Genomic DNA, 25,274 nt, shown 5'->3' on the forward strand with positions numbered 1-25,274 from the left:
CGGCGACGCTTGCCGAATCGTCGCTCCGCTCCCCGGCCCCAAGGCCAAGCGACGGGCCCCGACGAATGAAGGGAACGGTGTCGGCGAAGCGTGCGTTGGAGGAACTGTGGCCTCGTTTAAGGGAATACTGAGGAACCTCCTGGACCGTCCGGGAGGTGTCCCTCTGACGCCCTACCAGAAGACCGTCAAGGCGGCGGACGGCCGGGCGGAGCGGATCGGCAAGCTCGACGAGCTGCCCAGGCCGGACATGAGCGATCTGGCCGAGTTCTGTGCCGTCGCGCGCGAGGCCGCCGACCGGACCCTGGGGCTGCGGCCGTACGACGTGCAGCTGCTGGGCACGCTCGCGCTGCTCGACGGCAAGATCGCCGAGATGGCCACCGGTGAGGGCAAGACCCTGTCGGGGGCCATGGCGGCGGCCGGGTACGCGTTGCAGGGCAAGCGCGTACACGTCATCTCGGTCAACGACTACCTGGCCAGGCGCGACGCCGAGTGGATGGGCCCCTTCTACGAGGCGCTCGGCGTCAGCGTGGGCTGGATCGACCAGAACTCCACGCCGGAGGAGCGGCGCGAGGCGTACGCGAAGGACGTGACGTACGGGCCGGTCAGCGAGATCGGCTTCGACGTGCTGCGCGACCGGCTGCGCACGGACGCGAGCGAGATCATCGTGCCCGCGCCCGAGGTGGCCCTGATCGACGAGGCCGACTCCGTGCTCGTGGACGAGGCCCGCGTGCCGCTGGTCATGGCGGGGGCGGCCGACCCCGGCAACGCGGTGCCGGAGATGGCGGCGCTGGTGCGGCAGCTCGTCCGCGGCTACCACTACGAGATCGACGAGCAGGCCCGCAACGTCTACCTCACCCCCAAGGGCGCCGACAGCGTCGAGAACCTGCTGAGCGTCGACCTCTACGACGAGCACGAGCCCGGCACGCTCATCGAGCTCAACCTGGCCCTGCACGCCCACGCGCTGCTGACCCGCGACGTCGACTACATCGTGCGCGACGGCAAGGTGCAGCTCATCAACCCCTCCCGCGGCCGCGTGGCGCTGCTCCAGCGCTGGCCCAACGGCCTGCAGGCGGCCGTGGAGGCCAAGGAGGCGCTGGCGCCCAGCGAGAAGGGCGAGATCCTCGACTCGATCACCGTGCAGGGCCTGATCCGCCGCTACCCGCAGATCTGCGGCATGACCGGCACGGCCGTGGCCGTCAGCGAGCAGCTCGGCGAGTTCTACGGGCTCAAGGTCGCGGTCATCCCGCCGAACCGGCCGTGCGTGCGGGTGGACGAGCCCGACCGCATCTACCCGACCGTGCCCGACAAGGACGCGGCGCTGGTGGAGGAGATCCAGTCGGTGCACGAGACCGGCCGGCCCATCCTCATCGGCACGCTCGACGTGGCCGAGTCGGAGAACCTCGCCAAGCTGCTGCAGCGGCGCGGCCTGGAGCCGGTCGTGCTCAACGCCAAGAACGACGCCGAAGAGGCCGCGATCATCGCCAAGGCGGGCGAGCGCTCCGCCATCACCGTCTCCACCCAGATGGCCGGCCGCGGCACCGACATCCGCCTCGGCGAGGGCGTGGCCGAGCTCGGCGGCCTCTACGTGATCGGCTCCGGCCGCCACGCCAGCAGCCGCCTCGACGACCAGCTCCGCGGCCGCGCCGGCCGCCAGGGCGATCCGGGCGGCTCGGTCTTCTTCGTGAGCACGAAGGACGACCTGATCACGCAGTTCGTCCCCGACGAGCGGCCGCCCGCCGCCGACGCCGACGGGATCGTACGCCACCGGCGCGGCGCGTACCTCGTGGGCCACGCGCAGCGCGTCGCCGAGGGCGTCAACCTGGAGATCCACCGCAACACGTGGCGCTACACCCGGCTGCTGGAGCACCAGCGCGAGCTCATCCTGGAGTGGCGCGACAAGGTGCTGCACGGCGACGCCGCCGCGAAGGCGCTGGCCGAGGCCGACCCCGAGCGCTGGGCGTCGATGCCCGAGGACACCAGGGACGAGACGGCCCGCCAGATCGTGCTGCACGCCATCGACCGCTGCTGGACCGAGCACCTGGCGTTCCTGACGGACCTGCGCGAGGGCATCCACCTGCGGGCGCTGGGCCGGATGAGCCCGATCGACGAGTTCCACCGGGAGGCGGTGGCGGAGTACAAGTCGCTGCTGGCCGAGGTGGAGAAGCGCTCGCTGGAGTCGTTCGAGGCGCCGGAGCCGGATCTGAAGCGGCCCACGGCGACGTGGACGTACCTGGTGCAGGACAACCCGTTCGGCACCGAATGGGACCGCATCCTCAAGCGCGTCACGGCGGCCACCCGAAGGGGCTGATCAGCGCCGCTCGGGGGTCAGGGCCGCTCGGGGGTCAGGGCCACTTGGGGTCGCCGGACGGCACGACCGGCCCGCTCAGCACGCCCAGCCGCTCCAGCAGGGTGATGAACGTGGTCGCGTACGGCGAGTCGGCCGTCACGGCGGCCACCCGCGGCCAGTCCACCTGCTCGCGCAGCGCCCGCACCTGCGCCAGCAGGGCCCCGTAGTCGCAGGCGTGCTCCGACAGCGGCAGCAGCCAGGAGATGACCAGGTCGGTGGCCTCCAGCACGGGGACGATTACCGCGGACGCCTTCAGGGGCTCCGCCCGGTCGAGCAGCGTGTCGGTGATCGCCAGGTCGGAGACCCGGAAGATCAGGTCCACCAGCCGCCCGTCGTCGTACGCCTTGACCAGCCAGTCCTCCGGCGGCTTGGCCGTCTGGAACCCCAGCCCGCGCAGGGCCTCCAGCGCGGCCGGCACGTCGTGCTCGGTGAGGACGAAGTCCACGTCATGCAGTGAGGGAGCCGCGCCCCGCGCGTACGCCGCGCACCCGCCCGCCAGCGCGAACTTCACTCCGGCCTCCTTCAGCCCCGAGCTGGCACGCTTGAGCGTGTCGAGGATGGCGTCGGTGACCGCGTGACCGTGGCTACTCATGTGAACGGGCTACCCAAACGATCGTCAACTAGACGTTGGATGTCGGGGGCTCCGGGTAGCCCGGGAAGCTATGACCGACATTCTGGAAAAGACGGAACGGGCGTACGAGAACGGGCACGACCGGCCGCTCGGGGGCTACGTCGGACTCCTCAGCGCGTACGGCGGAACGGTGGGCGTGGCCGCCGCCGTGGCGATGCTGGCGGGGCGCAAGGCGCCCGACCACGTCGGCGTGATGGACCTGGCGCTGATGGCGGCCTGCACGCACAAGGTGTCGCGTCGCCTGGCCAAGGACCCCGTCACCAGCCCGCTGCGGGCCCCGTTCACGCAGTACGAGGGGCAGGGCGGCCCGTCGGAGGTGCAGGAGAAGCCGCGCGGGGCGCTGGGCGAGCTGCTGGCCTGCCCGTTCTGCCTGGCCCAGTGGGTGGCCACCGCGTACGCGGCCGGGCTCGTGCTGGCCCCCCGGGTGACCAGGCTCGTGGGGGCGACGATGACGGCGGTGGCGGTGTCGGACTGGCTGCAGCTCGCCTACGCGAAGCTGATGAAGTCGGCCGGGGAGTAGGCCCCTCAGCACGTCTCCTGGTAGGGCACCTCGGGCAGGTGCCGCCGCCACTCCGCGGCCGAGAGCGGGCCGTACCGCTCGCACACCCACGACTCCGGCCGCGCGGGCGCGGACGGCGCCGCCAGGTCGATGGTCAGGACGGTGCCGCGCCCGGCCAGCACGCGCAGCCAGCGGCCGTCCGCCGAGATCGCCGCCTGCGCGTGCCGGTCGGCGGCGGCGGGCACCTGCCGGTCGGCGATCCGGGTGCCGTGGTCGAGCCGCCAGACCCGCACGCGGTCGCTGTCGGTGCTGACCAGCAGCCGCCCGTCCCAGCTGAACCGCAGGTGGCCGGGGGAGGGGCGGTAACGGCTGTTGTGGGTGGGCACGCCGTCCAGGCCGTAGATCTGGATGCCGGTCTCCTCGGCGATGGCCACCCGCACGCCGTCGGGCGCGAACGTCGTGTACTCCCACGGCATCCTGTCTAGCCACGGCGCGGGCGACGCGCGGCCGGGCCGCCTGATCTGCGAGTCCTTCCCGTCGAACACCAGCGCCACCCGGTCGCCCGGGCCGATCACCGCGTACTCGCCCACGTACGCGGCCCGCCCCGCCCGCAGGTCCCACGCCCACCGCTCGCCCGACTGCCTGGCCGCCGCGAACAGCAGCCCGCCTCCCGGGCTGAACCAGGCCGACTGCTCCCCTGGCGTGCCCAGCCCCCGGCCGAAGGGACGGCCCAGGATCCCGGTACGCAGGTCGTACAGGTACGAGCGGTCCACCCCGACCAGCGCCAGCGTCCGGCCGTCCGGTGACCAGGCCATCGCCCGCACGCTCTGCGCGGGGCCTCCCGTGGTGGCCAGCGGGCGGCCGCCGGCGTTCAGGTCGTACAGCCGCAGCGTGCCCTCGTCCAGGGCGGCCAGCGTGGCCCCGTCGGCGGTGATGGCGTGCAGCGTGCGCGGCCCCGCGTGCGGGTCGGCGAACACCTCCACCGCCGGGTCGTGCGCCGCCAGCGCCCGCCTGCTCTCGGGGATCGGCGCCAGCGACCACGCGGCCAGGCCGAGCTTGCGGGCCGTCACCGGGTCGGCCACCCGCAGCGCCTCGGCCCGCGAGGCCGCCACCCTGGCCATGGTCTCGTCCAGCCGCTCGTCGGCCACGCCGCGCTGCCAGAGCGCGAGCAGCACGGCCGCCATGGCGGCCGACAGCAGCGCCGCCATGACCGTGCGCCGCCTGCGGGCGCGCCTCCTGGTGTTCGCGAGCCCCTCGTCCAGGAAGGTCTGCTCGCCCGCGCTGAGCGTCACCCGCCGCCGCGCGCCGGCCGCCCACGCCAGCGCCCTGTCCAGCGGCTCGCCCTGGAAGAGCTGCGACTCCCTGCGCCCGCCCGCCTCCCACCGCCGGGCCGCCTCCGCCAGCTCCCTGTGCACGGCCAGCCCGGCCCGCTCGCCGTCCAGCCACTCCCGCAGCCGCGGCCAGGCCCGCAGCAGCGCGCCGTGCGTGATCGCCGGGGGCTCTCCGATCAGCCCTGCTTCCCCGTACGCCGCCAGCACCCCGTCGATCGCCGCCACCTCGTCGGGCCCGCGCCCGGCGACCAGCTCGTCCCTGCCGGCGCTCACGACCGCGTCGGCGCCCTCGGCGTCGAGGCCCACCAGGCGCAGGAACACGTCCGGCACCAGGTCCTGCTCGGCCGGGCTGAGCGCGGCGTACACGGCCTCGGCGCGGGCTCCGAGCGGCGGGTCGTCGATGGGCTCGGGAGGCAGCAGGCGGCCCTGCTGCGACTGCGGCACGTCCAGGAGGGACATCAGGAGCTGGCGGGCGCTCGGCCGGCGCTCCGGGTCCGGGCGCAGCGCGGCGGCCACGAGCCCCCGCAACGGCCGCTCGAAACGCTCACCACCGTCTAGTCGCACGCCGCCGTCTAATCGACCGGCGTCCGGCCCGTAGGCGGCGAAGACGAGGAGGCGGCCCCAGGCGTGCACGTCCGCGGGCGGCCCGCCGCCGTCGCCGGCCAGCCCCAGCCCGACCAGCCGGGGCCCCTCGCCCCCCAGGACGACCTTCTCCGGCGTGAGCGCCCCGTGCACCGCGCCCGCCTCGTGCACGGCCGCCAGCGCGGTGGCGGTGGCGGCGGCCAGCCGGTAGAGGTCGTCGCCCGCGTACGGCCCGTGCCGCTCCACGACCTGGCGCAGCGTCGGCCCCTCGATGTACTCGCTGACCAGGTAGGGCGGCTCCCCGTCCAGGCAGACCGCGGTCAGCTTGGCCACCGACAGCGAGCGGACGTGCTCCGCGGCCTCCGCCGAGGCGGCCAGCCTGGCCCGCGCGTCGGCGTCGGGCAGCCACGGCACGCCCAGCGCGTGGCGGGCGCCCGACTCGTCGTACGCCTCGCGCACGACGACCTGCCCGCCGCCGTCGAGCCGGGCGCCGAGCCAGTAGCCCCCCAGCCGGTCGGTCATGCGGGGTGAGACGCCGCCCTTCTACGAAAGGTTCAAGCGGGCCGCCAGCCGATCCCGGTGCTGCGGCCACTCCTCTTCGAGGATGCCGAAACAGACGGTATCGCGCCAGGTTCCGTCCGATCGCTTGCGGTGACGGCGCAGGGTGCCCTCGTGCACGCCGCCGATGCGCTTGATGGCGTTCTGCGAGCGGAGGTTGAGGTTGTCCGTCTTGAGCAGGACGCGGTTGTAGCCCAGGGAGAAGGCGTGGTCGATGAGGAGCAGCTTGCAGCTCGTGTTCACGGCCGTGCGCCAGACGGCCCTGCCGTACCAGGTCCAGCCGATCTCGACGCTCAGGTCGAAGCCGGGCACGTCGGCGTAGGTGGTCCAGCCGACGGCCCGCCCGCTCTCCTTCAGCACCACGGCGTGCGGCACGTGCACGTCGTCGTCGATCAGCTTCCTGGCGACCTTGCCCAGCTCCTCCTCGGTACGCGGGGCGTCGATGGGCAGCCAGCGCCACAGCTCCTCGTCACCGCCACCGGCGGCGAACAGGTCGGGTACGTGATCCATGGTGAGGGGCTCGAGGCGGACGACGCCGTTCTCGAGCACCACAGGCGCAGGCAGCTTCGCGGTCATGGCGAAACCCTATGAGACCCCATGTACCACTTTTATGGCCACATGCCCCTTTTTGCGGGGAACCACCTGTCGACACTCATACCGGCCGGTCGGTAGGCTCACGCCCATGGACTTCGCCTTCGACACCGTCACCGAGGACCTGCGCGAGCGCCTGCTCCGCTTCATGGACGAATGCGTCTACCCGGCAGAGCCGGCGTTCGAGGAACAGGCCCAGACCAGCGGGTGGAGCCCGCCACCCCTGCTGAGCGACCTCAAGGACGAGGCCAGGAAGCGCGGCCTGTGGAACCTGTTCCTGCCGGGCGAGCACGGCGCCGGCCTGACGAACCTCCAGTACGCCCCGCTGGCCGAGATCATGGGCCGGAGTCCCTCCATCGCCCCGGTCGCCACCAACTGCGCGGCCCCCGACACGGGCAACATGGAAGTGCTGTCCATGTTCGGCAACGAGTGGCAGCGCAAGGAGTGGCTCCAGCCGCTGCTCGACGGCGAGATCCGCTCCGCGTTCGCGATGACCGAGCCCGACGTGGCCTCCTCCGACGCCACCAACATCGCCACCTCCATCACCCGCGACGGCGACGAGTACGTCATCAACGGCCGCAAGTGGTTCATCTCCGGCGCCATGAACCCCGACTGCAAGATCTTCATCGTCATGGGCAAGACGAACCCGGACGCGCCCAAGCACCGCCAGCAGAGCATGATCCTCGTGCCCCGCGACACCCCGGGCCTGAACATCAAGCGCGGCATGCACGTCTTCGGCTACACCGACGCCGACCACGGGGGCCATGCCGAGATCGTGTTAGAGGACGTCCGCGTCCCGGCGGGCAACCTCATCGGCGAAGAGGGCGGCGGCTTCGCCATCGCGCAGGCCAGGCTCGGCCCCGGCCGCATCCACCACTGCATGCGCCTGATCGGCATGGCCGAGCGCGCGGTGGAGCTGATGTGCAAGCGGGCCCTGGCCAGGACGACGTTCGGCAAGCCCGTCGCGCAGCAGGGCGTGGTCCAGGACTGGATCGCCGAGTCCAGGATCAGGATCGAGCAGGCGCGCCTGCTCGTGCTGAAGACGGCCTGGCTCATGGACACGGTGGGCAACCAGGGCGCCCACACCGAGATCCAGGCCATCAAGATCTCCACTCCCATCACCGTGGAGTGGATCCTCGACAAGGCCGTACAGGTGCACGGCGCGGGCGGCGTCTCCCAGGACTTCCCCCTGGCCGGCCTCTGGGCGGGGGCGCGTTCCCTGCGCCTGGCCGACGGCCCCGACGAGGTGCACAAGCGGTCGCTGGCCTATCGCGAGCTCAAGAGGTGGATGTGAACGAAGCGGAGATCAAGGAGCGCGTTGCGGCGTTCCTCGGCGAGCACGACCCGAGCGGGGACCGGCTGGAGTTCCTGCGGGCCAGGTTCGACGCCGGGCTGGCGTGGGTGTGGTTCCCCGAAGGGCTAGGCGGGCTGGCGGCTCCCCGCGAGCTGCAGCAGGTGGTCGAGCGGGAGCTGGCCGACACGCCACAGATCAACGGCGGCAAGCAGGGCATCGGCCTGGGCATGGCGGCGCCGACGATCCTGGCGTTCGGGACGGAGGAGCAGAAGCGCCGGTTCCTGCGACCGCTGTGGACGGGCGAGGAGATCTGGTGCCAGCTCTTCAGCGAGCCCGGCGCCGGCTCCGACCTGGCCACGCTGGCGACGCGGGCCGTCAGGGACGGCGACGAGTGGGTGGTGGACGGCCAGAAGGTGTGGACGTCCGGCGCGCACCACTCCCGGTGGGCCATCCTCGTCACCCGTACCGACCCGGACGTGCCCAAGCACCGCGGCCTGACGTACTTCGTCTGCGACATGCAGGCGCCCGGCGTCGAGGTGCGGCCGCTGCGGCAGATCACCGGTGAGGCCGAGTTCAACGAGGTGTTCCTGACCGGCGTGCGGCTCTCCGACGACCTGCGGCTGGGCGAGGTCGGCGACGGGTGGCGGGTCGCGCAGACCACGCTGATGAACGAGCGCGTCGCCATCGGCGGGGCGCCCACGCGGCGCGGGGGCGGCGTGATGGCCACCGTGCTGTCGGCCTGGCGCGAGCACCCCGAGCTGCGCACCCACGACCTGCACGGCCGCTTGTTGTCGCTGTGGGTGGAGGCCGAGGTCACCCGCCTGTCGGGGGCACGCCTGCGCGAGCAGCTTGCCGCCGGGCAGCCGGGGCCGGAGGGGTCGGGGATGAAGCTCTCGTTCGCCCGGCTCAACCAGGCCCTGACCGGGCTGGACGTCGAGCTGCGGCGCGACCTGGGCTACGACGACTGGGCCTTCCGCCGCTCGGAGGACGTCGACTTCTACGGCCGCGGCCCCGGCTACCGCTACCTGCGGGCCAAGGGCAACTCCATCGAGGGCGGCACCTCCGAGATCCTGCGCAACATCATCTCCGAGCGGGTGCTCGGCCTGCCCTCGGAACCCCGTGTCGACAAGGACGTGCCCTGGAAGGACCTGCCGCGATGACCCTGCTGTACTCCGAGGTCGAGGAGGAGCTCAGGTCCTCCGTACGGGGGCTGCTCGCCGACCGCTGCCCGCCCGCGGCGGTGCTCAAGCGCGTCGAGTCCGAGCCCTACGACCTGGACCTGTGGAAGACGCTGGCCGGCGAGATCGGCGTGGCCGGGCTGCTGATCCCCGAGGAGCTGGGCGGCGCGGGCGCGTCGGCCAGCGAGGCGGCCGTGGTGCTGGAGGAGCTGGGCAGGGCGGTGGCGCCGGTGCCGTTCTTCACCAGCGCGGTGCTGGCCACCCAGGCGCTGCTGCCGACCCGTGACGCGCTGCTCGGCGAGCTGGCCGAGGGGCGGAAGACGGCGGCGCTGGCCGTGTCGTTCACCGCCTCCCCGTACGCGCCCGGGCGCGGCTCGTCCGTGACCGTGGACGGCGACGGGCGGCTGTCGGGCACCGTCACCGGCGTGGCCGGGGCGGAGGTGGCCGACGTGCTGCTGGTGCCCGTCGGCGGCGACCTGTACGCGGTGGAGGGCGCCTCGGTCGAGGTCGTGCCCTCGCTGGACCTGACCAGGCCGGTGGCCACGGTCACGTTCGAGCAGGCGCAGGGGCGGCGCGTCGGCGGGTGCGACCTGGCCGCGGTGCTCGGGTTCGGGGCCGGGCTGCTGGCCTCCGAGCAGCTCGGGGTGGCCGAGTGGTGCCTGGAGACGACGCTGGCCTACGTCAAGGAGCGGCACCAGTTCGCCCGGCCGGTCGGCTCGTTCCAGTCGATCAAGCACCGGCTGGCCGATCTCTGGCTGGACGTGGTGCGGGCCAGGGCCGCCGCCAGGAACGCCGTCGCCGACGCCTCGTCGATCTCGGTGGCCGTGGCACAGTCGTGGAACGCGGGGGTGGCCGTGCACGCGGCCGAGGAGGCCCTGCAGTTGCACGGCGGGATCGGGATGACCTGGGAGCATCCCGTGCACCTGTATCTCAAGCGGGCCAAGGCGACGGAGCTCGCGCTGGGCACGCCAGGCGACCACCGGGAGGCGCTGGCCTCACTCGTCGACGTGCCCGGACCCTCCTGACAGCGGGGCGTCGAGGGACGTCAGGAGCAGGTCGGCGAAGTGCCTGCCCACCTGGGCGCCGGTCAGCGGGCCTTCCGCGTGGAACCAGGAGCCCAGGTGGTGCACCGAGCCGAAGAAGAAGTCCACGACCAGCTCCGCCGGCACCCGGTCGCTGAAGACGCCGGTGCGCTGCCCCTCGGCCACGAGCCCGCGGAAGCGCTCGTGGTAGCGGCGGCGCTCGGCGCGCACGGTCTTCTGCGTCTCGGGCGCGAGCAGGTGGTTCGACCTGAAGAAGATCTTCGAGTCGTCGAGGTTGGCGGCCGTCGTCTCCACGACGTCGGCCGCGGCCCTGTGCAGCCGCTGCTGGACGGTGCCGGGGCCGTCGGCGATCTGCGTCAGCCGGTCCATCTGCATGCGCAGGACCCGGGCGTAGATCTCGTGCAGCAGATCATCCTTGGAGTCGAAATAGTGGTACATGGCGCCCTTGGTGACACCCGCCGCCACGACGACCTCCTGCACCGAGGTGCTCTCGAAGCCCCGCTCGGCGAACAGCCTGGTCGCCTCGGCCAGCAGCCGCTGTCTGACCGGTTCGTCTTTCACATCGTCCCCCTTTGTCACCGCCTTAGCATACCGACTGGTCGGTTGATGGTCTTGCGGGTACTAATTCCGTCACCTTAGGCTCGCCTTGGTTGGGAAGCGGGTATCTCTTGACCGGCGAGGGATCTTCGGCGTGGCAGATCCTGCACAACATCTACTCATTCGGGGAGTTTGCCGTGCCCGGTGGCTCTATCTACGTGCAGCCCAACGAGAAGTACACAGGATCTTCCCCGCAGTGGTGGTACGAGAAGTTCTGGCGCGAGGACGCGCCGAACCGGCGTAAGTACCGTTATGTGAAGGCCGGAGTGGGGTTCATCATCGGCGTGGCGCTCGGCCTGAGGTTCGACCTCTCCGGCGCATCGGCGCTGACCGGCCTGCTGCTCGCGGGGCTCGTCTACGGCGGGGACTGGTTCCTCGACTGGTACTCCTTCCACCGCACGGCCGTGTGGCGTGGTGCCAGGCGCGGCGAGGCGATCACCGGTCGCGTCCTGCGCCGGTCGCTGCGCCGCCACGGTTACCAGGTGCTCGACGGCCGGGCCATCCGCGGCCAGGCCTCCATCGACCATCTCGTGATCGGCCCGGGCGGCGTGTGGATCGTCGACAACGAGTCCTGGGCGCCCGACGTCGAGATCGCGTGCTACGTGGGCCGGCTGTTCTTCGGCGAGAAGTACGGCAGCAAGACCGCCAAGGCGCTGGTGGAGAAGGCCGAGGCGTTCGCCGACCTGCTCACGCGGGAGACCGGCGTCCCGGTCGCGATCAACCCCATGATCGCGGTCCACTGCGGGGTGCTGCCCAGGAACGGCGTGGTGGCCGCCGAGGGCCTCACCCTGCTCAAGCCGCGCACGGCGGCCCGCCTGATCAAGGGGGCCGACGCGGGCGTGCTGAACGACTCGCAGATCGAGCTGCTGGCCCGCACCGCGGCGCGGGAGCTCCAGCGCGTCTGAGAGTCAGGCGCTGAGGGTCAGGCCAGGGTCTCGATGAACGCGGTGAGCTGGGAGACGTTCCGGCACTCCGACATGGGGACGACCGTGCCGTACTCGCTCGCGACCGAGTCGCCCGTGTCCCACTGCTGGCGCGGCTCGGGGTTGAGCCAGTAGGCGGAGCGGGTCCTCGACACCAGCGACTTCAGCACGTCCAGGGCGGGTGGCTGGTAGTTGGAGCGGGCGTCGCCCAGGATCAGCAGGGACGTCTTCGGGCCGAGCGCGTCGGCGTACCGCTCGGCGAAGCGCTCCAGGCTGTGCCCGTAGTTGGTACGGCCGAAGCGCACCATGTCCGCCTCGTTCGCCAGCCTGGTCATGGCCTCGACCACGTCCGAGCCCGGCAGGAAGAACCGGGTGATCTCATCCACCGTGTCCACGAACCCGAACGCCCGCACCTTCGTGAACTGCTCGCGCAGCGCGTACGTCAGCAGCAGCGTGAAGTGCGCGAACGACGAGACCGAGTCGCTGGTGTCGCAGAGGATGACCAGCTCCGGCTTGTGCGGGCGGGGCGGCTTGAAGTGGGTGGTCAGCGGCACGCCGCCGCTCTGCAGCGAGGCCCGCATGGTCTTGCGGAAGTCGAGCCTGCCCCGCCTGCCCTTGCGATGCTTGATCGTCAGGCGCGCGGCCAGCCGCCTGGCCAGCGGGTACACCTCCCTGCGCAGCCTGGCCAGGTCGGCCTTGGTGATGCGCAGGAAGTCGATCTGGTCGAGCGGCGGGCGCACGGCGGAACGGGCGATCCGTTCGATCCCCGACTCCTCGGCGATGCGGCGGCGCACGTCCGTGGCCACGGCGTCCTCGAAGCGCCTGATCCCGGTGTTGACCTGCTGGCGCACGGTCTTCTCCGCCAGCCCGCCGCGCTCGCGGCCCTGGAGGACGTTGCGCAGGATGGAGGCCATCAGCGTCTCGGGCGACAGCGCGCGCATGACGCTGTAGGAGAACCAGTTCTGCCGGCCGGGCCCCGCCTCCTGCCTGCCGAACCGCTCCACCATGGCCTGGGCGAACTCGCGCAGCTCCTGGTCGGTGGAGCTGGTGAGCAGGCCGGCGAGGTGCTCGCGCAGCTCCTTGAGCTCGGCCGTCGCCGGATCGATCCGGCTGTCCGTGCGGACGGCCGCCAGCCCGGTCGTGCTGGCCGGGAACCACAGGTCGAACAGCACGTCGAACCCCGGCCGGTACGCCGGCTTCTTCACCAGCGTCGCCGCGTACGCGGCCCGCAGCGACTCGCGGTCGGCCAGCTCGATCACACGCATCGCGCCGGCCGCGTCCAGACCCTCGGCGACCGACACCGGCACCCCGGCCGCCCGCAGCGCGTGCACGAACCCGACATGCCGGTCGACGAGCGACCCCCGCGGCTCAGGCATCCGGGAGCCCCAGCTCCTTGGCCGCCCGCTCGTGGTCGGAGGCGTGCTTGAGCACCACGCCCAGCGTCCCGGCCACGGTCGCCTCGTCCAGCTCCTCCCGCCCCAGCGCCAGCAGCGTGTTGGCCCAGTCGACGGTCTCGGCCACGGACGGCGCCTTCTTCAGCTCCAGCGCCCGCAGCGTCGCCACCGTCCTGGCGAGCTGCTCGGCCAGCTCGGCCCGGAGGCCGGGCACCTGGGCCAGCACGATGTCCCGCTCGCGTTCCGGGGTGGGGTACTCGATGTGCAGGTAGAGGCAGCGCCGCTTGAGCGCCTCCGACAGCTCGCGGGTGGCGTTGGAGGTCAGCACCACGTACGGCCTGCGCGTGGCGGCGATCGTGCCCAGCTCGGGGATCGTCACCTGGAAGTCGGACAGCAGCTCCAGCAGCAGCCCTTCCACCTCGACGTCGGCCTTGTCGGTCTCGTCGATGAGCAGCACGGTCGGCCCATCGGCCCTGATGGCCTTCAGCAGGGGCCGCTCCAGCAGGAACTCCTCGGTGAAGATGTCGTCGTCGTCGCTGGTGGCCTGGATCCTGAGGAGCTGCTTCTTGTAGTTCCACTCGTACAGGGCCCTGGCCTCGTCGAGCCCCTCGTAACACTGCAACCTGATCAGCTCGGCCCCGGTGGTCATGGCCACCGCCTTGGCGAGCTGCGTCTTGCCGACGCCCGCCGGGCCCTCGACCAGCAGCGGCTTGCCGAGCGCGGCGGCCAGGAACACCGAGGTGGAGATGGCGTCGTCGGAGAGGTAGTCCACGGCGGCGAGCCGCTCCGTCACGTCGGCGGGCGAGTCGAACATGCATGATCCTGTCTGCCGGAGCCTGTGAGCCGAACTTTATTCTAGCCGGTGATGTGCCTCGGATACCGATTCGACCAGGATGCGGATCACCGGTATATTCCTCTCTGTCGGCGCGCCGCTAGCTCAGTTGGTCAGAGCAGCTGACTCTTAATCAGCGGGTCCGGGGTTCGAGTCCCTGGCGGCGCACCATGGAGAAGCCCCGGCTCAGCGTGCTGAGCCGGGGCTTCTCGGTTTTTGAAGGGCCTGCGCCCGCCTCCGGATAGACCGAGGTGGGGCATTGGTTGCTCGATGGCGCCACCGCGGCTCACACCGGCGGGGCACCTTCCACTCGGTCACCTGCGGCCGCTGCCCGCGCCGACTCTGGCGGCCTTGACCGGGCGCACGGGCCGTGCGCAACCGCCACTGCCCGACCGCGAGCACGACGAGTGATCGTTTTCTGCAACCGTTGGGTGGCCTCACGCGTCAGGCATTCAGCGATCTTTGCACGGCGGCGTCCACCAGCTCGTGCATCTCCTGCTCGGTGAAGATGCCGGGCAGCGTCAGCCGTTCCACGATGAGCCAGTTCAGGGCGAGATAGAGGAGCACCACCGAGGTCGAGTCGCCGGGCAGGCCCGAGGCGGCGTGGTAGCCGATGTTGGCGTCGATGTCCTGGCGGATGCGCTTGGTCAGCACGGCGCGCAGCTCGGGGCGCCGGGTGGATTCGAGCCGCAGCTCCAGCAGGGCCAGGTAGCCGGAGTTGAAGGAGGAGACCCGGTCCACCAGCTCGTGCATGAGCTCGGCGTAGCGGGTCTGGTCCTGCACGCCCTCCTGGTTGCGGGCGATCGTGGCCTCGTCGGGCAGCAGCCGCTCGTAGATCCGCCCGCCGACCTGGGTGAACAGGTCGTCGCGGTTGGCAAAGTAGTTGGAGGCCGTGCCCGGGGGCACGGCCGCCTCCGTGTCGACGGCCCGGAAGGTCAGCCCTCTGGCTCCTTCCCTGGCCAGCACCTCGATGGCCGCGTCGATCAGCGCCTGCCGCCGTTCGGGATTTCTCCGCACTTGACACCACTCCGCTTGTAGTACTACGTTCAGACCACTCCAAGCAGAGTACTACATCAGGAGTTCGTATGCGAAAGCTTGTCTACTACGTCGGTGTCTCGCTCGACGGCTACATCGCCGGCCCCAACGCCGAGTTCGACTTCTACCCCCTGTCGGACCAGATGGCCGCCTGGATCAACGCGCGTTACCCCGAGACGCTGCCCACCCACATCCGCAAGCTCGTGGGCCTCGACGGCGTGCCCAACCAGGTCTTCGACACCCTGGTGATGGGCCGCGGCACCTACGAGCCCGCCCTGGACGTCCCCACCACCAGCCCGTACTCCCACCTGCGCCAGTACGTCGTCTCCAGCACGCTGACCATCGACGACCCCACGGTGCGGGTGGAGGCCGGCGACCCGGCCGAGCTCGTCCGGCGGCTCAAGGCCGAGGACACCGGCATGGACATCTACCTGTGCGGCGGCGGCAAGCTGGCCGCCTCGCTGCTCCCGGAGATCGACGAGATCATCCTCAAGAGCTACCCCGTGGTGGCGGGCGCGGGCATCCCCATGTTCTCCGGGCGGTTCCAGCCGACCCTGTTCACCCCCACCCGGCGCGAGTCCTTCGACAACGGCGCCCAGGTCACCTGGCTCACCAGGGCTTAGAGCCACGGCGTAGAACCACGGCGTAGAACCACAAGGAGAAGCATGCATATCAAACTCCCAGCCTCGATCAACCAGGCCAGGTACGGCCGCCAGACCCGATCGCCGCACCAGCACGAACACCCGGCGCGCGATCTCAAGCCCACGGGCCGGACCAATCCCTCCCGCCGCCCCACCGCCGCCCCTCGCCGCAGCGGGTATTGAACGGCCGGCACGACATCGAACGCCTTGAGGGTGCGTCAGCCGCCCGAGAAGGGTGCGGGAACACCGGTCCCGACCCGAGCTACGGCGCCGATGATCATGCAGCCGATCGGCCTGACGGAGTGCCCGTTCAGTGGCCCCAAGACCTCGGATGTCCCATCGCAGTGAAGGTTGAGCGATTCTCATCGAAGTTCGAGTGACGGTGGCTCGGCATCTTGGGCGACTCAGCTCCGTAGCCAGCCGTTCGATGATGAGGCCGGGGGAGGGGTGCGGGCCGATGCCGACCATGAGTGCGCCATCGGTGATCTGCGGGCGGAGCGCGAAGTCGCTCATGCGGCAGGCCACAGAACTGTCCGTACTGCTGGGACGGGCCACCTATGAGGCCTTCGCCGCAGTCTGGCCGCATCAGACAGGCGAACCGGCCGGCCAAGTGGAACAACTCGGCCCTCATCAAGAGCGACGTCGTCGACACCCTGGCCGGCCTCAAGCAGCAGCAGCGGGCGGCAGCTCTTCGCCGGGGACACCGGCCCGGTGCCCCCCTCGAACTCACCGGCTCCGCCGTGTTCACCACCGGCGTCGCCGACCTGGCCTACCGGCCGGCCTGAACCACCCGGACGCGCAAGAGACGCAGACCTCGTGATGACAGTGCGCATCGGGATGGACTTGCCCTGGTATTTCGGGCCCAGGATGCCGGGGTCGGTGAATTCGCCCGGGATGGACAGTTTCGTGGCCTTGCCCTTGATCGGGTCGCCTCGGTAGGTCATGGCGGTCGGGGTGACGTTGTCGAAGGTCGTCCATTCGTAGCGACGGTCGATGTTGGAGAAGCCGAGGACGCCCAGGCGGTAGTACGGCTTGCCGCCGAGGGTGCCTTCGGTGGTCTCCTGCAGGAAGCGGCCACCGGTCTTGCCGATCCAATGGTGTGGTCGCGGTAGAAGCTGAAGAACGCCCTCACGACCGAGGATACGGAGGCGGTCGGCGGGCAACAGTGTCTCGGGTCCGCTGAGGGAGTAGGCGCGTCCCTCGTGCCCTGGCTCCAGCAGCGCCCTGGCGCCCACCGCCGCGATGTCGGCCGGGTCGATGCCGGCGATCGGCACGTCGCCGAAGGCGTCACGCACGACGTCGCCCGTCCGCAGCTGAGGCAGCCAGCGCAGGGTGGTGGACATGAAGGCGGCCGGCGGCAGGAACGTCCAGGCCAGGCCGGACTCGCGGACGGCCGTCTCAGAGTCGATCATGTAGGCCGAGATGGCGTTGCCGGTGTCGGTGGCCACGGCGGCCTGACCGGACAACAGCACCACCCGCTCGACGCCGGCCCTGGCGAACTCGGCGGCCAGCCCTCGCATATCGCGATAGCCGGGCAGCAGGAACACCGCTCGTACCCCGTCCAGCGCGGGACGCAGCGAGGCGGGTTCGTTCAGGTCGGTTCCGGCGGTCCGCGACAGGGCGCGAACGGGGCGCCGGCCGCGGTGAGCTCCGCGACCACCTCGCGGCCGACGTTCCCGGTGGCTCCGGTGACGAGAATCACCGCAGCGTCCTGCGGAAGTGCGCGGCCACGGTGTCGGCCGAGACCGTCACCTGCGGCTCCTGGTCGTAGAAGTCGAACTGGGTGCCCTGGGTCCACAGGATGTCCTTGGGCCCGGCCAGCCCGGCGTGGAAGCGGCGCGCGCCGTCGGGGATCGCGGCGTCCTGGCTGTGCACGAGCAGGGTGGGCCGGGTGATCCGCGGGGCCAGCGCGATGGAGTCGTAGGTGAGCCAGTCCGGCCAGGCCATCACCGCGAACCGGTTGGGCCAGGCCGGGATGCCCCCGCGGGCGGGGTTGAGGTAGAAGTCGATGGCGTACGGCATGGCCGCGCGGGGGTCCGTGGCGCTCACCACCGGCACGTAGTCGATCTCGCCGGTCTCGTCGTAGCGTGAACGAGCCTCCCGCCCGATCTTGATTTTCCCGGCCACCGCCTCCGTGCCCCCGTAGGCGGCCTCGCAGATGGCGGCGTCGTGCAGCCAGGGCGCCACCAGCGCCAGCGAGGTGATGAGGGGATCGTGGGCGGCGGCGTCGGCCATGTACATCGCGGCCGCGCAGATGCCCAGAGCACCCACCCCGTCGCCCTCGACGGCCGGATGGGCGGCCAGGAAGCCGGCCGCGTGGCGGATGTCGCGGACCTTGCGCGCCGGGTTCTCCACCTCCCGCGGCTCGCCGCCCGATGCGCCGAAGCCGGTGAAGTCGAACGACAGCGCCGCGAAGCCGCGTTCGGCCAGGCGTTGGGCGTAACGGTCGGCCATCAGCTCCTTGACGCTGGTCCAGGTGCCCGCCACCACCACGCCCGGCGCCCGCTCCACCCCTTCGGGCAGGAACAGGTTGCCCGCGAGGGTGACGCCGTCGCTGTCGAAACTCACGTTCACGCGTACTCCAAGGTCGCTCTGGTGATCAGTCCATCGGTGATGTCGAAGTGGTAGTTCGCGCGGAAACCGCCCACGCCTCCGGGCTGGAAGTGGACCAGCATGCTTACGCCGCCCGCGCGCGACGTGTGGCCGAGCAGCTCGTACACGCCCCCGATGACCTCGCCGGCCGCCCACCGGCGGATGGCGTCGCGACCGCGGATCTCCCTGCCGACGTCGATGACCAGGCCGTCGGGCGCGAAGGCGGCGGCCAGCGCGTCGGCGTCCCCGGCCGCCGCCGCGTCCAGGTAGCGCCGCGCCGCCGGGGCCAGCGAACCGGTCGAGGCGGCCGGTGGGGGCAGTGGCCGGGTGGAGCCGGTGGTGTCCGCGGCCGGCAAGTCGCCGCCGTCCGCGGTCGCTCCGGCGCCCGCACGCGGGAAGCCGCCGCCGGCCACGACCACGATCACGCCCGCGGCCAGGACGGCCGCCGCCGTACCTGCGATGGCGAGACCCGTCTTCATCGGACGCCGTCGTTCCAGCCCGCGATCATCACGACCGCGGTGATCCGCCAGCTGTCGTCGGTGCGGGCCAGCTCGAAGCGGTACGTGCCGCCCAGCGTCCATGAGGTGTCATCGCTCTTGAGATGGGTGGCCTGGAAGGGGGCGGTGCACGACGCGGTGTCGCCGTCGAGGGCGACCAGGGGGTAGCCCAGCAGGTGCTGGGTGGCCGCGTAGCCGCCGAGCACGGCCTGCCAGCCGTCGATGATCTGCGCCGGGGTGAGCGTGACGGGCTCGCCCCCGTCGAGGCTGGTGTAGTCCAGGGTCACCTTGTCGGCGAACACCTCGGCCAGCTCGGCCCACTGCCGCTGATCGGCGTGCCAAGCCATCCTGACACAGGTGTCGATGACGTCGAATCGTTCCATGCGGCCAAGAATGTCGGCCTCGTTCGCCGGCTGGGAGAGGGAAAAGTTGCAGCGCCGGCTGCAGGTGCCTGCAGCGTCGCCTGCCCCCGACGTCGACCAGCTCGCTCGGCTGACCGCCGAGCTCACCACCCCGCACACCGGCACGGCGGTGGCGAGCACGCCCGCGGCCGCCGGCAGCGACCCGCACAGCGACGCGTACGAGCCCCGAGGGCGGGGTCGGATCGCGATCCACGTGCCGGCGATCACGCGGCGCCGCTCGATTCTGGGCAGCGTGAACACTTCGCGCAGGACTGGGTGGGAGGACCTGTTCAGCGCTTACCGCACGCCAACGGCGTGGGCACGTTCTTAACGGTGGGCCGCGGCAAGGCTCGTCATTACCGTCGGGCACATTCCGTGAGCATCCGACACGAGAGCCACTCTTGATCAGCGGGTCCGGGGTTCGAGTCCCTGGCGGCGCACTTCACGATCGGGCACCCTCGGCGAGGGTGCCCGACGTCTTTCAGCTCACTTCCGCGGCCCGATCCCCTCCAGGCCGAAGTTCCTGTTCCACTCCTTCACCCACGTGCGCCCGAAGCCCTCCGCGTCGTTGAGCGGCGTGGCCCGCGCGTCGAACCTGCCCGTGGCCGGGTCGAAGGCGAACTCGGCGGGAGTGGCCCGCTTGACGTTGTAGGAGTCGAAGTCCGGGTTGAAGGTCTGGTTGCTCAGCCCGCCCGCGTCGTCGGTGTAGGCGAAGTCGCCCGTGCCGATGCTCACCGACCGCGTCAGCACGTTGTTCGCGGGGACGTAGACGGAGTTCGGGTTGCTCCAGACGTACTCGTCGGTGCACTCCGTGGTGCCGACCGCCGTGCACGGCCGGCCCTGGGAGTCGGCCGGGACGTACCAGTCGCGGATGTTCGGGTACTGCTTGCCGTAGCGGCGGTACCACCTGTCGATGTTCTCGCGGGTGTTGGTGAAGCCGGTGCCGTCGCCGGCCTTCAGCATGTCGTTGAAGCGCTCGACCACGACCTTCTGGTTCGCCACGGGAAGCCGCTTGCCGCCCTCGTGGTAGAGCTTGTCGTGGCCGAGGTACTTGACGTCCTTGAACACGTTGTCCGAGGCGACGTTGCTGTGACCGGACTGGTAGAACAGGCCGTGCTGGACGTTGTCGAAGACGTTGTGGTGGACGACCATGCCGGTCATCCCGTCGTCCATGTAGATGGCCTGGTTGCCGTCCGCGCCGATGTCCTTGAACAGGTTGTACGCCACCACGTTGTTCAGATACGTGTAGTCGCGGCCCGAGTAGATCACGCCCTGGTCGGAGGCGTGCGTCACCAGCCGCTCGAACCTGTTGTGGCTGATCTCCATGTCGTTGCCCATGATCTGGATCGCCATGTGCGGCGCGTCATGGACGTGGTTGCGGCGGAAGGTGTTGCCGACGCCGTACATGTACCCCGCCGGCGTGTACGTGGCCAGCTTCGAGAAGTCGTAGATCTCGTTGTGCTCGACCACGTGGCCGCCGCGTTCGAGCGAGTCGCGGTCGCCTCCGGCCGTGAAGACGCCGCCGCCGCCCAGGTCGTGCAGCCTGCTGTCGACCACGCGGTTGCGGTGGCCGCCGCGGCTGGTGCGGTACTCGGCGATGGCCGTGATGGCGTCGTTGGCCTGGCCGATCGCGACCGCGTCCATGCTGACGTTGAGGATCTCCAGGCCGTCGATGGTGCACGACTCCGCGTCCAGCAGGCGCACGCCGGTGCCCGTCGTGCCGTTCAGCTTCAGGCCCTTGAGGGTGACGTTCCTGACGTTCTCCAGCTCGAAGAACGGGGCGTCGAAGGAGGTGAGGCTGATCTCCTTGCCCTCGACGGTGCCGCCGGGCGGGTAGTAGTAGAGCGTGTTGTGGCCCTGGTGGCGGTCGATGTAGTACTCGCCCTCGGCGTCCAGCTCGCTCAGCACGTTCTGGGCCACGAACGACGACCACTTGTCGGTGGCGACGTACATGGTCGGGTAGCCGGTCCTGATGTCGCCGCCGCCGACCGCGTCGATGCGCAGGCGGTCGTTGGCGTAGTTGTTGCCGAAATATCCGGACAGCCAGCCGTCGGTCTCCGCGGTGGTGTGGTCGGTGCCGGCCCACTTCTCGTAGCGGGCGGCCAGCTCGGGGTCCTTGACCGTGTAGACGGGGCCGGGGAGCTTGAGCATCTCCTCGTACGGCATGGTCGTGCCGTCGGCGGTCTTGTCCGAGAAGTAGTCGCGGGCGCCCTTGGGGGCTTCCTTCACGGTGAGGTGGTCGCGGCCGAGCTTCGCGTCACCGTTGGGGTACTGCGCGAGCGTCTGCGTGACGTCGTCGGTGATCAGGGCGGGGGCGTAGGGCTGCGGCTTCCAGTTGAAGCCGTTCTTGTTGAGCGTTCCGGCGGGGATGTTCTCCGCGCCTAAGTCGTACACGAAGACGCTGGGCGCGGCGGCGGCCGGGACGCGGGACTTCGACGACCACTTGGCCTCGCCCGCCGGGACGTCACCGAGCCTGCGGAACCGGTCCGGGGCGAGCGTGGTGACCCCGGCCAGCTCCACCTGCTCGCCGGGGTAGGCGGCGTAGGTGACGTACGACTGGGCCGCGCCGGTCACCTCGATCGTCCTGGACGTCTGGTACACGCCCTCGCGGATGTAGACGGTGCCGGGGTTGCGCGCGCTGGTCCTGCCCGCGAGCGCGTCGCGGGCGCGTTCAATCGTGGCGAACGGGTCCTTCTCCGTCCCGGTCGCCTGGTCGTCGCCGGTCTTGGCGACGTACACGATGTTCTTGGCGGGTGGGGCGGCGGCGGCCGGGTACGTGCTGACGCCGGCCGTCAGAGCCGCTGCCAGCAGGGGGATCATCGCTTTTCTTGGCATGCTGGGGCAGACCTCGTCAGTGGCAATCGATACAATATTACAGACAGGCGGAAAGTCGCTTCTGTGGCACCGTAATGCCGGAGACGCCAGAGTTCAATGGTTTGACCAGTGCACGCCGCAGGGGCGCGGTGGGGCTCCTTACGCCCGGGAGCGGGGCCTGCGCAGGCGGAGACCCACGATGGCGGCGAGCATGACCACGAGGCCGGTCAGCATCAGGGCCCGGCCGTCAGGGCCCGCCATCCCGCCGGCACCGGTGTCGACGCCGCCGGACGGGATGTCGCTGGAGGTGGTCGTGGGCGTGCTGTCCGGCTCGTTCCCGTCCGAGCCGTCGTCCTCCGGGGTGGTGCTGTCGGTCGGGGTCGTGCTGCCTGTCGGGGTCGTGCTGTCGGAGGGGGTCGAGCCGTCGGCGCCGGTGACGGTGAGCGGGTACTCCGTGGCCGAACCCTTCACCACGCACTCGACGAGGCGGTCCTGGGGCGTCAGGCCGAAGTTGATGGAGGCCGCGTGCACCGTGCCGCTGCCGGGCTTGCGGGGGGTGGTCGTCATCGTGGCCGTCGGGGGGATCGCGACGGGCTCGCCGGGGATGACCATGCCGAGGTCGGCGACGCCGGTGGCCGAGGTCAGGTCGTCGATGCCGCTGATGCCGGCGTACACGTACATCTTGAGCTCGCCCTCCATGCCCGTGGCGGGGGCCACCAGCTCCTTGCCCGTGACGAACGCGCCGCTCCACCCGATCGTCAGCTGCTGGTCCACGGTGGCCTGCGCGGGCACGGTCAGCTCGACGTCGAGGCTGACCTCCTGCTTCTCGCTCGTGGCCGTGGTGGTGCACTCGTACACCACGGTGGCGGCCGCCTCGGCGGGTGAGGCGGCGAACGGGAGGATCGTGGCGGCGGCTAAGGCGGCCAGGTGGACACGCACGGCGGCTCTCCCTCGGGCTGGGGGTGCATCAAGGATGGTATCGGCGCCGGCGTAAGTGGCGAAAAAACCGGAAGCTTCCCAGCTTGCTGAGTGATAGGAAGAACAGCCATGACATCAGGTGTTCGACTCATCCGCAACGACCAGCTCGCACAGGTCGAGTACGCATATGCCGCCACCGTGGACGCCCCCGTACGCTCGATCTGGGTCGCGGGCGCCTGCCCCCTCGACCTCGACGGCAAGACGGTCGCCGTAGGCGACTACGCAGGCCAGGCGCACCAGGTGATGCGCAACCTCGTCACGGCACTCGAAGGCGCCGGCGCCTCGCTGACCGACCTCGTCAAGACCACCGTGTACGTGGCCTCCACCCGCCAGGAAGACCTGGTGAAGGCGTGGCAGGTGTACCGGGAGTACATGGGGGAGCACGACGTCCCGAGCACGCTGCTCGGCGTCACCGTGCTCGGCTACAGCGACCAGCTCGTCGAGGTCGAGGCGGTGGCGGTGATCGCCCCCTCGTGACCGCTCCTGCCGATCGCAGTTTCGCAGGCGTCTCTATACGGTGAGTAATGCGGCTGCCACACTACGCTCATGAGTATGTTTCGGTCGGCCGACGGTCTGCCCGATCACGGGTGCGGCGCGCTCGGCAGGGTGGCGCACGGAGCGCTGACGGCACCGCTCGACCCCGGCGAGGCGCCCGGCCTGCCCAGGCTCTTCCTCGGTTACAACACGCTGCCCGATCCGCCGTTCCCCCTGGCCGGGTTCATCGAGTACGAGATGGACCCCAGGGTGGCGGAGCACGACCTCGGCACCGTGCTGCGCTTCCTCGCCGAGTCGTTGCGGGCGCAGCCGGTGCCGCCCGAGGGCACGTACGACGACGTGCACCGGCGCAGCGCGGCGGTGCTGCGGGTGGACGCCATGGTGGTCGTCTTCGCGGGCCGGGCCTTCAGCCCCGAGCAGAGCGCGCCCGCCCGCGCCCTGTGGGAGAACCTCGCCGAGGGCTACTACCGCGAGGGCGACGCGGAGGCGTGCGCGGGCGCGCGGGAGGCGCTGGTGGGGCTGGGGGTTGACCGGGCGGACAGCCGCGTGATCCTCCTGGCCGAGCGGTGCCCGTCCGGCGAGCACGCCCGCCCCGAACGGGTGGGCGAGTCCCCCGAGGGAACGCTCTACGACCTGCTGGGCGAGCTCCTGGACGCCCAGTACCGCTGGACGCGCGCGGCATTCGGGCTCTGAGTGGTGCCCCGGCTAGGGTGCCGTTATGTCGTTCATCGTCACCACCGGCGCCACCGGGCGGCTGGGCGGCCGGGTCGCCGCGCTGCTCGCCGCCGCCGGTGCCGAGCAGCGGCTCGTCTCCCGGCACGCCACCGGGCGCGCCCCGCGCCTCGACCGCGCCACGGCCGCCGACGCCTCGTACGGGGATCGCGCGGCGATGCGGCAGGCGCTCGACGGGGCCTCGACCGTGCTGTTCGTGTCGGCGTCGGAGAGCGCCGACCGCCTCGGCCAGCACCGTACGTTCGTGGACGCCGCCCGCGACGCCCGCGTCTCCCATCTCGTGTACGTCTCGTTCTACGGCGCGTCCCCTGAGGCGACGTTCACGCTGGCACGCGACCACTGGGCGACCGAGCAGTACATCCGCGAGAGCGGCCTGACCTTCACCTTCCTGCGCGACAACCTGTACGCCGACTTCCTGCCCGGCATGGCGGGCAACGACGGCGTGATCAGGGGACCGGCCGGGCAGGGCCGGGTGGCGGCCGTGGCGCAGGACGACATCGCGGAGGCGGCGGCCGGCGTGCTGCTGGGGCCGAAGGAGCACGAAGGGGTCACCTACCACCTGACCGGGCCGCAGGCGTTGACGCTGGACGAGGTCGCCGCCACGATCGGCGCGGCGACCGGGCGGGACGTCACCTATCACGCCGAGACGGTGCCGGAGGCGTACGCGTCCCGGGAGATCTTCGGCGCGCCCGGATGGCAGGTGGAGGCGTGGGTGTCGACGTACCTGGCGATCGCGGCAGGGGAGCTCGAAGGGGTCACCGGCGATATCCCCGCACTCACCGGGCATCCGGCCACCAGCCTGGCGGAACTCCTAGACCGCGAACACCTGTGAATCGTCGGCGAACGCCTTGAACTCCAGCGCGTTCCCCGCCGGGTCCAGCAGGAACATCGTCCACTGCTCGCCGGGCAGGCCCTCGAAGCGCAGGTACGGCTCGATGACGAACGCGGTGCCCGCCTCGCGGAACCGGTCGGCCAGTTTGTGGAATTCCGGAATTGTCAGGATCAGCCCGAAGTGCGGGACCGGCACGTCGTGGCCGTCCACCGGGTTGTGCACCCGCTCGGCGCGTGCCGGGGCGAGGTGGGTGACGAACTGGTGGCCGTGCAGGTTCCAGTCGATCCAGCGGTCGGAGCTGCGGCCCTGCGCACAGCCGATCAGCTCGCCGTAGAAGTGGCGGGCGGCGTCCAGGTCGTCCACGGGGACGGCGAGGTGGAAGCGGGGGAGATCCATGCTGGGGTCCTTCCGGGGTCGGTGATCACTTGAGTACCCGGGAGGTCGCGTCCGTACGCCG

The 25,274-nt window shown here is 71.0% G+C and carries 25 protein-coding genes and 1 tRNA gene; 12 read left to right on the forward strand and 14 right to left on the reverse strand.

All coding sequences use genetic code 11. The features are described from left to right. Positions 1-106: 106 nt before the first annotated feature. Positions 107-2,308: an accessory Sec system translocase SecA2 gene (gene secA2, locus HD593_RS07355; protein WP_185101444.1), complete on the forward strand. Its 2,202-nt coding sequence runs from the start codon at positions 107-109 to the stop codon at positions 2,306-2,308. A 34-nt stretch (positions 2,309-2,342) separates the two neighbouring features. Here secA2 and HD593_RS07360 read toward each other — a convergent pair whose 3' ends face one another. After that, positions 2,343-2,939, reverse strand: coding sequence for a nucleotidyltransferase (locus tag HD593_RS07360; protein WP_185101445.1), 597 nt, complete (start codon positions 2,937-2,939; stop codon positions 2,343-2,345). Between the two features lie 70 nt (positions 2,940-3,009). Between HD593_RS07360 and HD593_RS07365 the strand changes: the two genes are divergently transcribed. After that, positions 3,010-3,498, forward strand: a complete 489-nt coding sequence (locus tag HD593_RS07365; RefSeq protein WP_185101446.1) for a DUF1360 domain-containing protein — start codon at positions 3,010-3,012, stop codon at positions 3,496-3,498. A 5-nt stretch (positions 3,499-3,503) separates the two neighbouring features. On the opposite strand, the gene HD593_RS07370 is transcribed toward HD593_RS07365, so the two are convergent. Beyond that, the gene (locus tag HD593_RS07370) at positions 3,504-5,912 is read right to left on the reverse strand and encodes an nSTAND1 domain-containing NTPase (RefSeq protein ID WP_185101447.1); all 2,409 of its coding nucleotides are present in this window, start codon (positions 5,910-5,912) and stop codon (positions 3,504-3,506) included. A gap of 21 nt (positions 5,913-5,933) precedes the next feature. Then, positions 5,934-6,524 (reverse strand): GNAT family N-acetyltransferase, encoded by a 591-nt coding sequence (locus HD593_RS07375; RefSeq protein WP_185101448.1) that lies wholly within the window; start codon positions 6,522-6,524, stop codon positions 5,934-5,936. Positions 6,525-6,630: 106 nt separating this feature from the next. Here HD593_RS07375 and HD593_RS07380 point away from each other — a divergent pair, with 106 nt between their 5' ends. The 3 genes from HD593_RS07380 to HD593_RS07390 are packed head-to-tail and all read left to right on the forward strand — an operon-like array spanning position 6,631 to position 10,036. Further along, positions 6,631-7,833 (forward strand): acyl-CoA dehydrogenase family protein, encoded by a 1,203-nt coding sequence (locus HD593_RS07380; RefSeq protein ID WP_185101449.1) that lies wholly within the window; start codon positions 6,631-6,633, stop codon positions 7,831-7,833. Further along, complete coding sequence (locus HD593_RS07385; protein ID WP_185101450.1) at positions 7,830-8,993, forward strand: acyl-CoA dehydrogenase family protein; 1,164 nt, start codon at positions 7,830-7,832, stop codon at positions 8,991-8,993. Before HD593_RS07380 ends, HD593_RS07385 begins: the two co-directional genes overlap by 4 nt. Beyond that, positions 8,990-10,036 carry an acyl-CoA dehydrogenase family protein gene (locus HD593_RS07390; protein WP_185101451.1) on the forward strand — a complete coding sequence of 349 codons (1,047 nt, stop codon included), beginning with the start codon at positions 8,990-8,992 and terminating at the stop codon, positions 10,034-10,036. The genes HD593_RS07385 and HD593_RS07390 overlap by 4 nt, the downstream gene beginning before the upstream one ends. Here the strand turns inward: HD593_RS07390 and HD593_RS07395 are convergent. Continuing rightward, positions 10,007-10,615, reverse strand: a complete 609-nt coding sequence (locus HD593_RS07395; protein ID WP_312903387.1) for a TetR/AcrR family transcriptional regulator — start codon at positions 10,613-10,615, stop codon at positions 10,007-10,009. The genes HD593_RS07390 and HD593_RS07395 overlap by 30 nt on opposite strands. A 173-nt stretch (positions 10,616-10,788) precedes the next feature. Between HD593_RS07395 and HD593_RS07400 the strand changes: the two genes are divergently transcribed. Then, positions 10,789-11,556, forward strand: coding sequence for a nuclease-related domain-containing protein (locus HD593_RS07400; protein WP_185101453.1), 768 nt, complete (start codon positions 10,789-10,791; stop codon positions 11,554-11,556). Positions 11,557-11,573: 17 nt separating this feature from the next. Here the strand turns inward: HD593_RS07400 and HD593_RS07405 are convergent, their stop codons facing one another. Both HD593_RS07405 and HD593_RS07410 read right to left on the reverse strand, forming a co-directional pair. Continuing rightward, a complete protein-coding gene (locus tag HD593_RS07405; protein ID WP_185101454.1) occupies positions 11,574-12,950 on the reverse strand; it encodes a vWA domain-containing protein in 1,377 nt (458 codons plus the stop codon). Further along, positions 12,943-13,782, reverse strand: a complete 840-nt coding sequence (locus tag HD593_RS07410) for an AAA family ATPase (RefSeq protein ID WP_185101455.1) — start codon at positions 13,780-13,782, stop codon at positions 12,943-12,945. The genes HD593_RS07405 and HD593_RS07410 overlap by 8 nt, the downstream gene beginning before the upstream one ends. A gap of 112 nt (positions 13,783-13,894) precedes the next feature. Between HD593_RS07410 and HD593_RS07415 the strand changes: the two genes are divergently transcribed. After that, a tRNA-Lys gene (locus HD593_RS07415) sits at positions 13,895-13,971 on the forward strand. A 273-nt stretch (positions 13,972-14,244) separates the two neighbouring features. Here the strand turns inward: HD593_RS07415 and HD593_RS07420 are convergent. Then, positions 14,245-14,817, reverse strand: a complete 573-nt coding sequence (locus HD593_RS07420; protein WP_185101456.1) for a TetR/AcrR family transcriptional regulator — start codon at positions 14,815-14,817, stop codon at positions 14,245-14,247. A 68-nt stretch (positions 14,818-14,885) separates the two neighbouring features. Between HD593_RS07420 and HD593_RS07425 the strand changes: the two genes are divergently transcribed. Beyond that, positions 14,886-15,458 carry a dihydrofolate reductase family protein gene (locus tag HD593_RS07425; RefSeq protein ID WP_185101457.1) on the forward strand — a complete coding sequence of 191 codons (573 nt, stop codon included), beginning with the start codon at positions 14,886-14,888 and terminating at the stop codon, positions 15,456-15,458. Between the two features lie 527 nt (positions 15,459-15,985). Here HD593_RS07425 and HD593_RS60145 read toward each other — a convergent pair. The 4 genes from HD593_RS60145 to HD593_RS07445 all read right to left on the reverse strand — a co-directional run bounded on the left by HD593_RS60145 (position 15,986) and on the right by HD593_RS07445 (position 18,948). Continuing rightward, on the reverse strand, positions 15,986-17,095 hold the full coding sequence (locus HD593_RS60145; RefSeq protein WP_312904430.1) for an NAD(P)H-binding protein: 1,110 nt from the start codon (positions 17,093-17,095) through the stop codon (positions 15,986-15,988). Between the two features lie 79 nt (positions 17,096-17,174). Next, the gene (locus tag HD593_RS07435) at positions 17,175-18,050 is read right to left on the reverse strand and encodes an alpha/beta hydrolase (RefSeq protein WP_185101458.1); all 876 of its coding nucleotides are present in this window, start codon (positions 18,048-18,050) and stop codon (positions 17,175-17,177) included. Then, entirely contained in the window at positions 18,047-18,547 is a 501-nt protein-coding gene (locus HD593_RS60150; protein WP_221524644.1) for a nuclear transport factor 2 family protein, read from the reverse strand. Before HD593_RS60150 ends, HD593_RS07435 begins: the two co-directional genes overlap by 4 nt. After that, entirely contained in the window at positions 18,544-18,948 is a 405-nt protein-coding gene (locus HD593_RS07445) for a nuclear transport factor 2 family protein (protein WP_185101459.1), read from the reverse strand. The genes HD593_RS60150 and HD593_RS07445 overlap by 4 nt, the downstream gene beginning before the upstream one ends. On the opposite strand from HD593_RS07445, the gene HD593_RS07450 reads away from it, so the two are divergent. After that, positions 18,947-19,297 (forward strand): hypothetical protein, encoded by a 351-nt coding sequence (locus tag HD593_RS07450; protein WP_185101460.1) that lies wholly within the window; start codon positions 18,947-18,949, stop codon positions 19,295-19,297. The two genes, HD593_RS07445 and HD593_RS07450, sit on opposite strands and share 2 nt — an antisense overlap. Positions 19,298-19,452: 155 nt before the next feature. Here HD593_RS07450 and HD593_RS07455 read toward each other — a convergent pair whose 3' ends face one another. Both HD593_RS07455 and HD593_RS07460 read right to left on the reverse strand, forming a co-directional pair. Then, positions 19,453-21,801 carry a right-handed parallel beta-helix repeat-containing protein gene (locus HD593_RS07455; protein ID WP_185101461.1) on the reverse strand — a complete coding sequence of 783 codons (2,349 nt, stop codon included), beginning with the start codon at positions 21,799-21,801 and terminating at the stop codon, positions 19,453-19,455. 138 nt (positions 21,802-21,939) lie between these two features. Beyond that, complete coding sequence (locus HD593_RS07460; RefSeq protein ID WP_185101462.1) at positions 21,940-22,719, reverse strand: hypothetical protein; 780 nt, start codon at positions 22,717-22,719, stop codon at positions 21,940-21,942. A gap of 108 nt (positions 22,720-22,827) precedes the next feature. Here HD593_RS07460 and HD593_RS07465 point away from each other — a divergent pair, with 108 nt between their 5' ends. The 3 genes from HD593_RS07465 (at position 22,828) to HD593_RS07475 (ending at position 24,817) form a co-directional block, all read left to right on the forward strand. Continuing rightward, complete coding sequence (locus HD593_RS07465; RefSeq protein WP_185101463.1) at positions 22,828-23,235, forward strand: RidA family protein; 408 nt, start codon at positions 22,828-22,830, stop codon at positions 23,233-23,235. A gap of 69 nt (positions 23,236-23,304) precedes the next feature. After that, positions 23,305-23,946, forward strand: coding sequence for a hypothetical protein (locus HD593_RS07470; RefSeq protein WP_185101464.1), 642 nt, complete (start codon positions 23,305-23,307; stop codon positions 23,944-23,946). A 25-nt stretch (positions 23,947-23,971) separates the two neighbouring features. Next, positions 23,972-24,817 carry an SDR family oxidoreductase gene (locus HD593_RS07475; RefSeq protein ID WP_185101465.1) on the forward strand — a complete coding sequence of 282 codons (846 nt, stop codon included), beginning with the start codon at positions 23,972-23,974 and terminating at the stop codon, positions 24,815-24,817. Here the strand turns inward: HD593_RS07475 and HD593_RS07480 are convergent. Next, on the reverse strand, positions 24,797-25,213 hold the full coding sequence (locus HD593_RS07480) for a VOC family protein (RefSeq protein ID WP_185101466.1): 417 nt from the start codon (positions 25,211-25,213) through the stop codon (positions 24,797-24,799). The two genes, HD593_RS07475 and HD593_RS07480, sit on opposite strands and share 21 nt — an antisense overlap. Positions 25,214-25,274: the final 61 nt, after the last annotated feature.

Origin of the sequence: Nonomuraea rubra (assembly GCF_014207985.1) — a bacterium.
Lineage (GTDB): Bacteria > Actinomycetota > Actinomycetes > Streptosporangiales > Streptosporangiaceae > Nonomuraea > Nonomuraea rubra.

Coding starts and splice junctions, on each gene's coding strand:
- HD593_RS07360 (WP_185101445.1), bottom strand. CDS start 2,939: ATGAGTAGCCACGGTCACGCGGTCACCGACGCCATCCTCGACACGCTC.
- HD593_RS07365 (WP_185101446.1), top strand. CDS start 3,010: ATGACCGACATTCTGGAAAAGACGGAACGGGCGTACGAGAACGGGCAC.
- HD593_RS07370 (WP_185101447.1), bottom strand. CDS start 5,912: ATGACCGACCGGCTGGGGGGCTACTGGCTCGGCGCCCGGCTCGACGGC.
- HD593_RS07375 (WP_185101448.1), bottom strand. CDS start 6,524: ATGACCGCGAAGCTGCCTGCGCCTGTGGTGCTCGAGAACGGCGTCGTC.
- HD593_RS07380 (WP_185101449.1), top strand. CDS start 6,631: ATGGACTTCGCCTTCGACACCGTCACCGAGGACCTGCGCGAGCGCCTG.
- HD593_RS07390 (WP_185101451.1), top strand. CDS start 8,990: ATGACCCTGCTGTACTCCGAGGTCGAGGAGGAGCTCAGGTCCTCCGTA.
- HD593_RS07405 (WP_185101454.1), bottom strand. CDS start 12,950: ATGCCTGAGCCGCGGGGGTCGCTCGTCGACCGGCATGTCGGGTTCGTG.
- HD593_RS07410 (WP_185101455.1), bottom strand. CDS start 13,782: ATGTTCGACTCGCCCGCCGACGTGACGGAGCGGCTCGCCGCCGTGGAC.
- HD593_RS07425 (WP_185101457.1), top strand. CDS start 14,886: ATGCGAAAGCTTGTCTACTACGTCGGTGTCTCGCTCGACGGCTACATC.
- HD593_RS60150 (WP_221524644.1), bottom strand. CDS start 18,547: ATGAAGACGGGTCTCGCCATCGCAGGTACGGCGGCGGCCGTCCTGGCC.
- HD593_RS07450 (WP_185101460.1), top strand. CDS start 18,947: ATGCGGCCAAGAATGTCGGCCTCGTTCGCCGGCTGGGAGAGGGAAAAG.
- HD593_RS07445 (WP_185101459.1), bottom strand. CDS start 18,948: ATGGAACGATTCGACGTCATCGACACCTGTGTCAGGATGGCTTGGCAC.
- HD593_RS07455 (WP_185101461.1), bottom strand. CDS start 21,801: ATGCCAAGAAAAGCGATGATCCCCCTGCTGGCAGCGGCTCTGACGGCC.
- HD593_RS07465 (WP_185101463.1), top strand. CDS start 22,828: ATGACATCAGGTGTTCGACTCATCCGCAACGACCAGCTCGCACAGGTC.
- HD593_RS07470 (WP_185101464.1), top strand. CDS start 23,305: ATGAGTATGTTTCGGTCGGCCGACGGTCTGCCCGATCACGGGTGCGGC.
- HD593_RS07475 (WP_185101465.1), top strand. CDS start 23,972: ATGTCGTTCATCGTCACCACCGGCGCCACCGGGCGGCTGGGCGGCCGG.
- HD593_RS07480 (WP_185101466.1), bottom strand. CDS start 25,213: ATGGATCTCCCCCGCTTCCACCTCGCCGTCCCCGTGGACGACCTGGAC.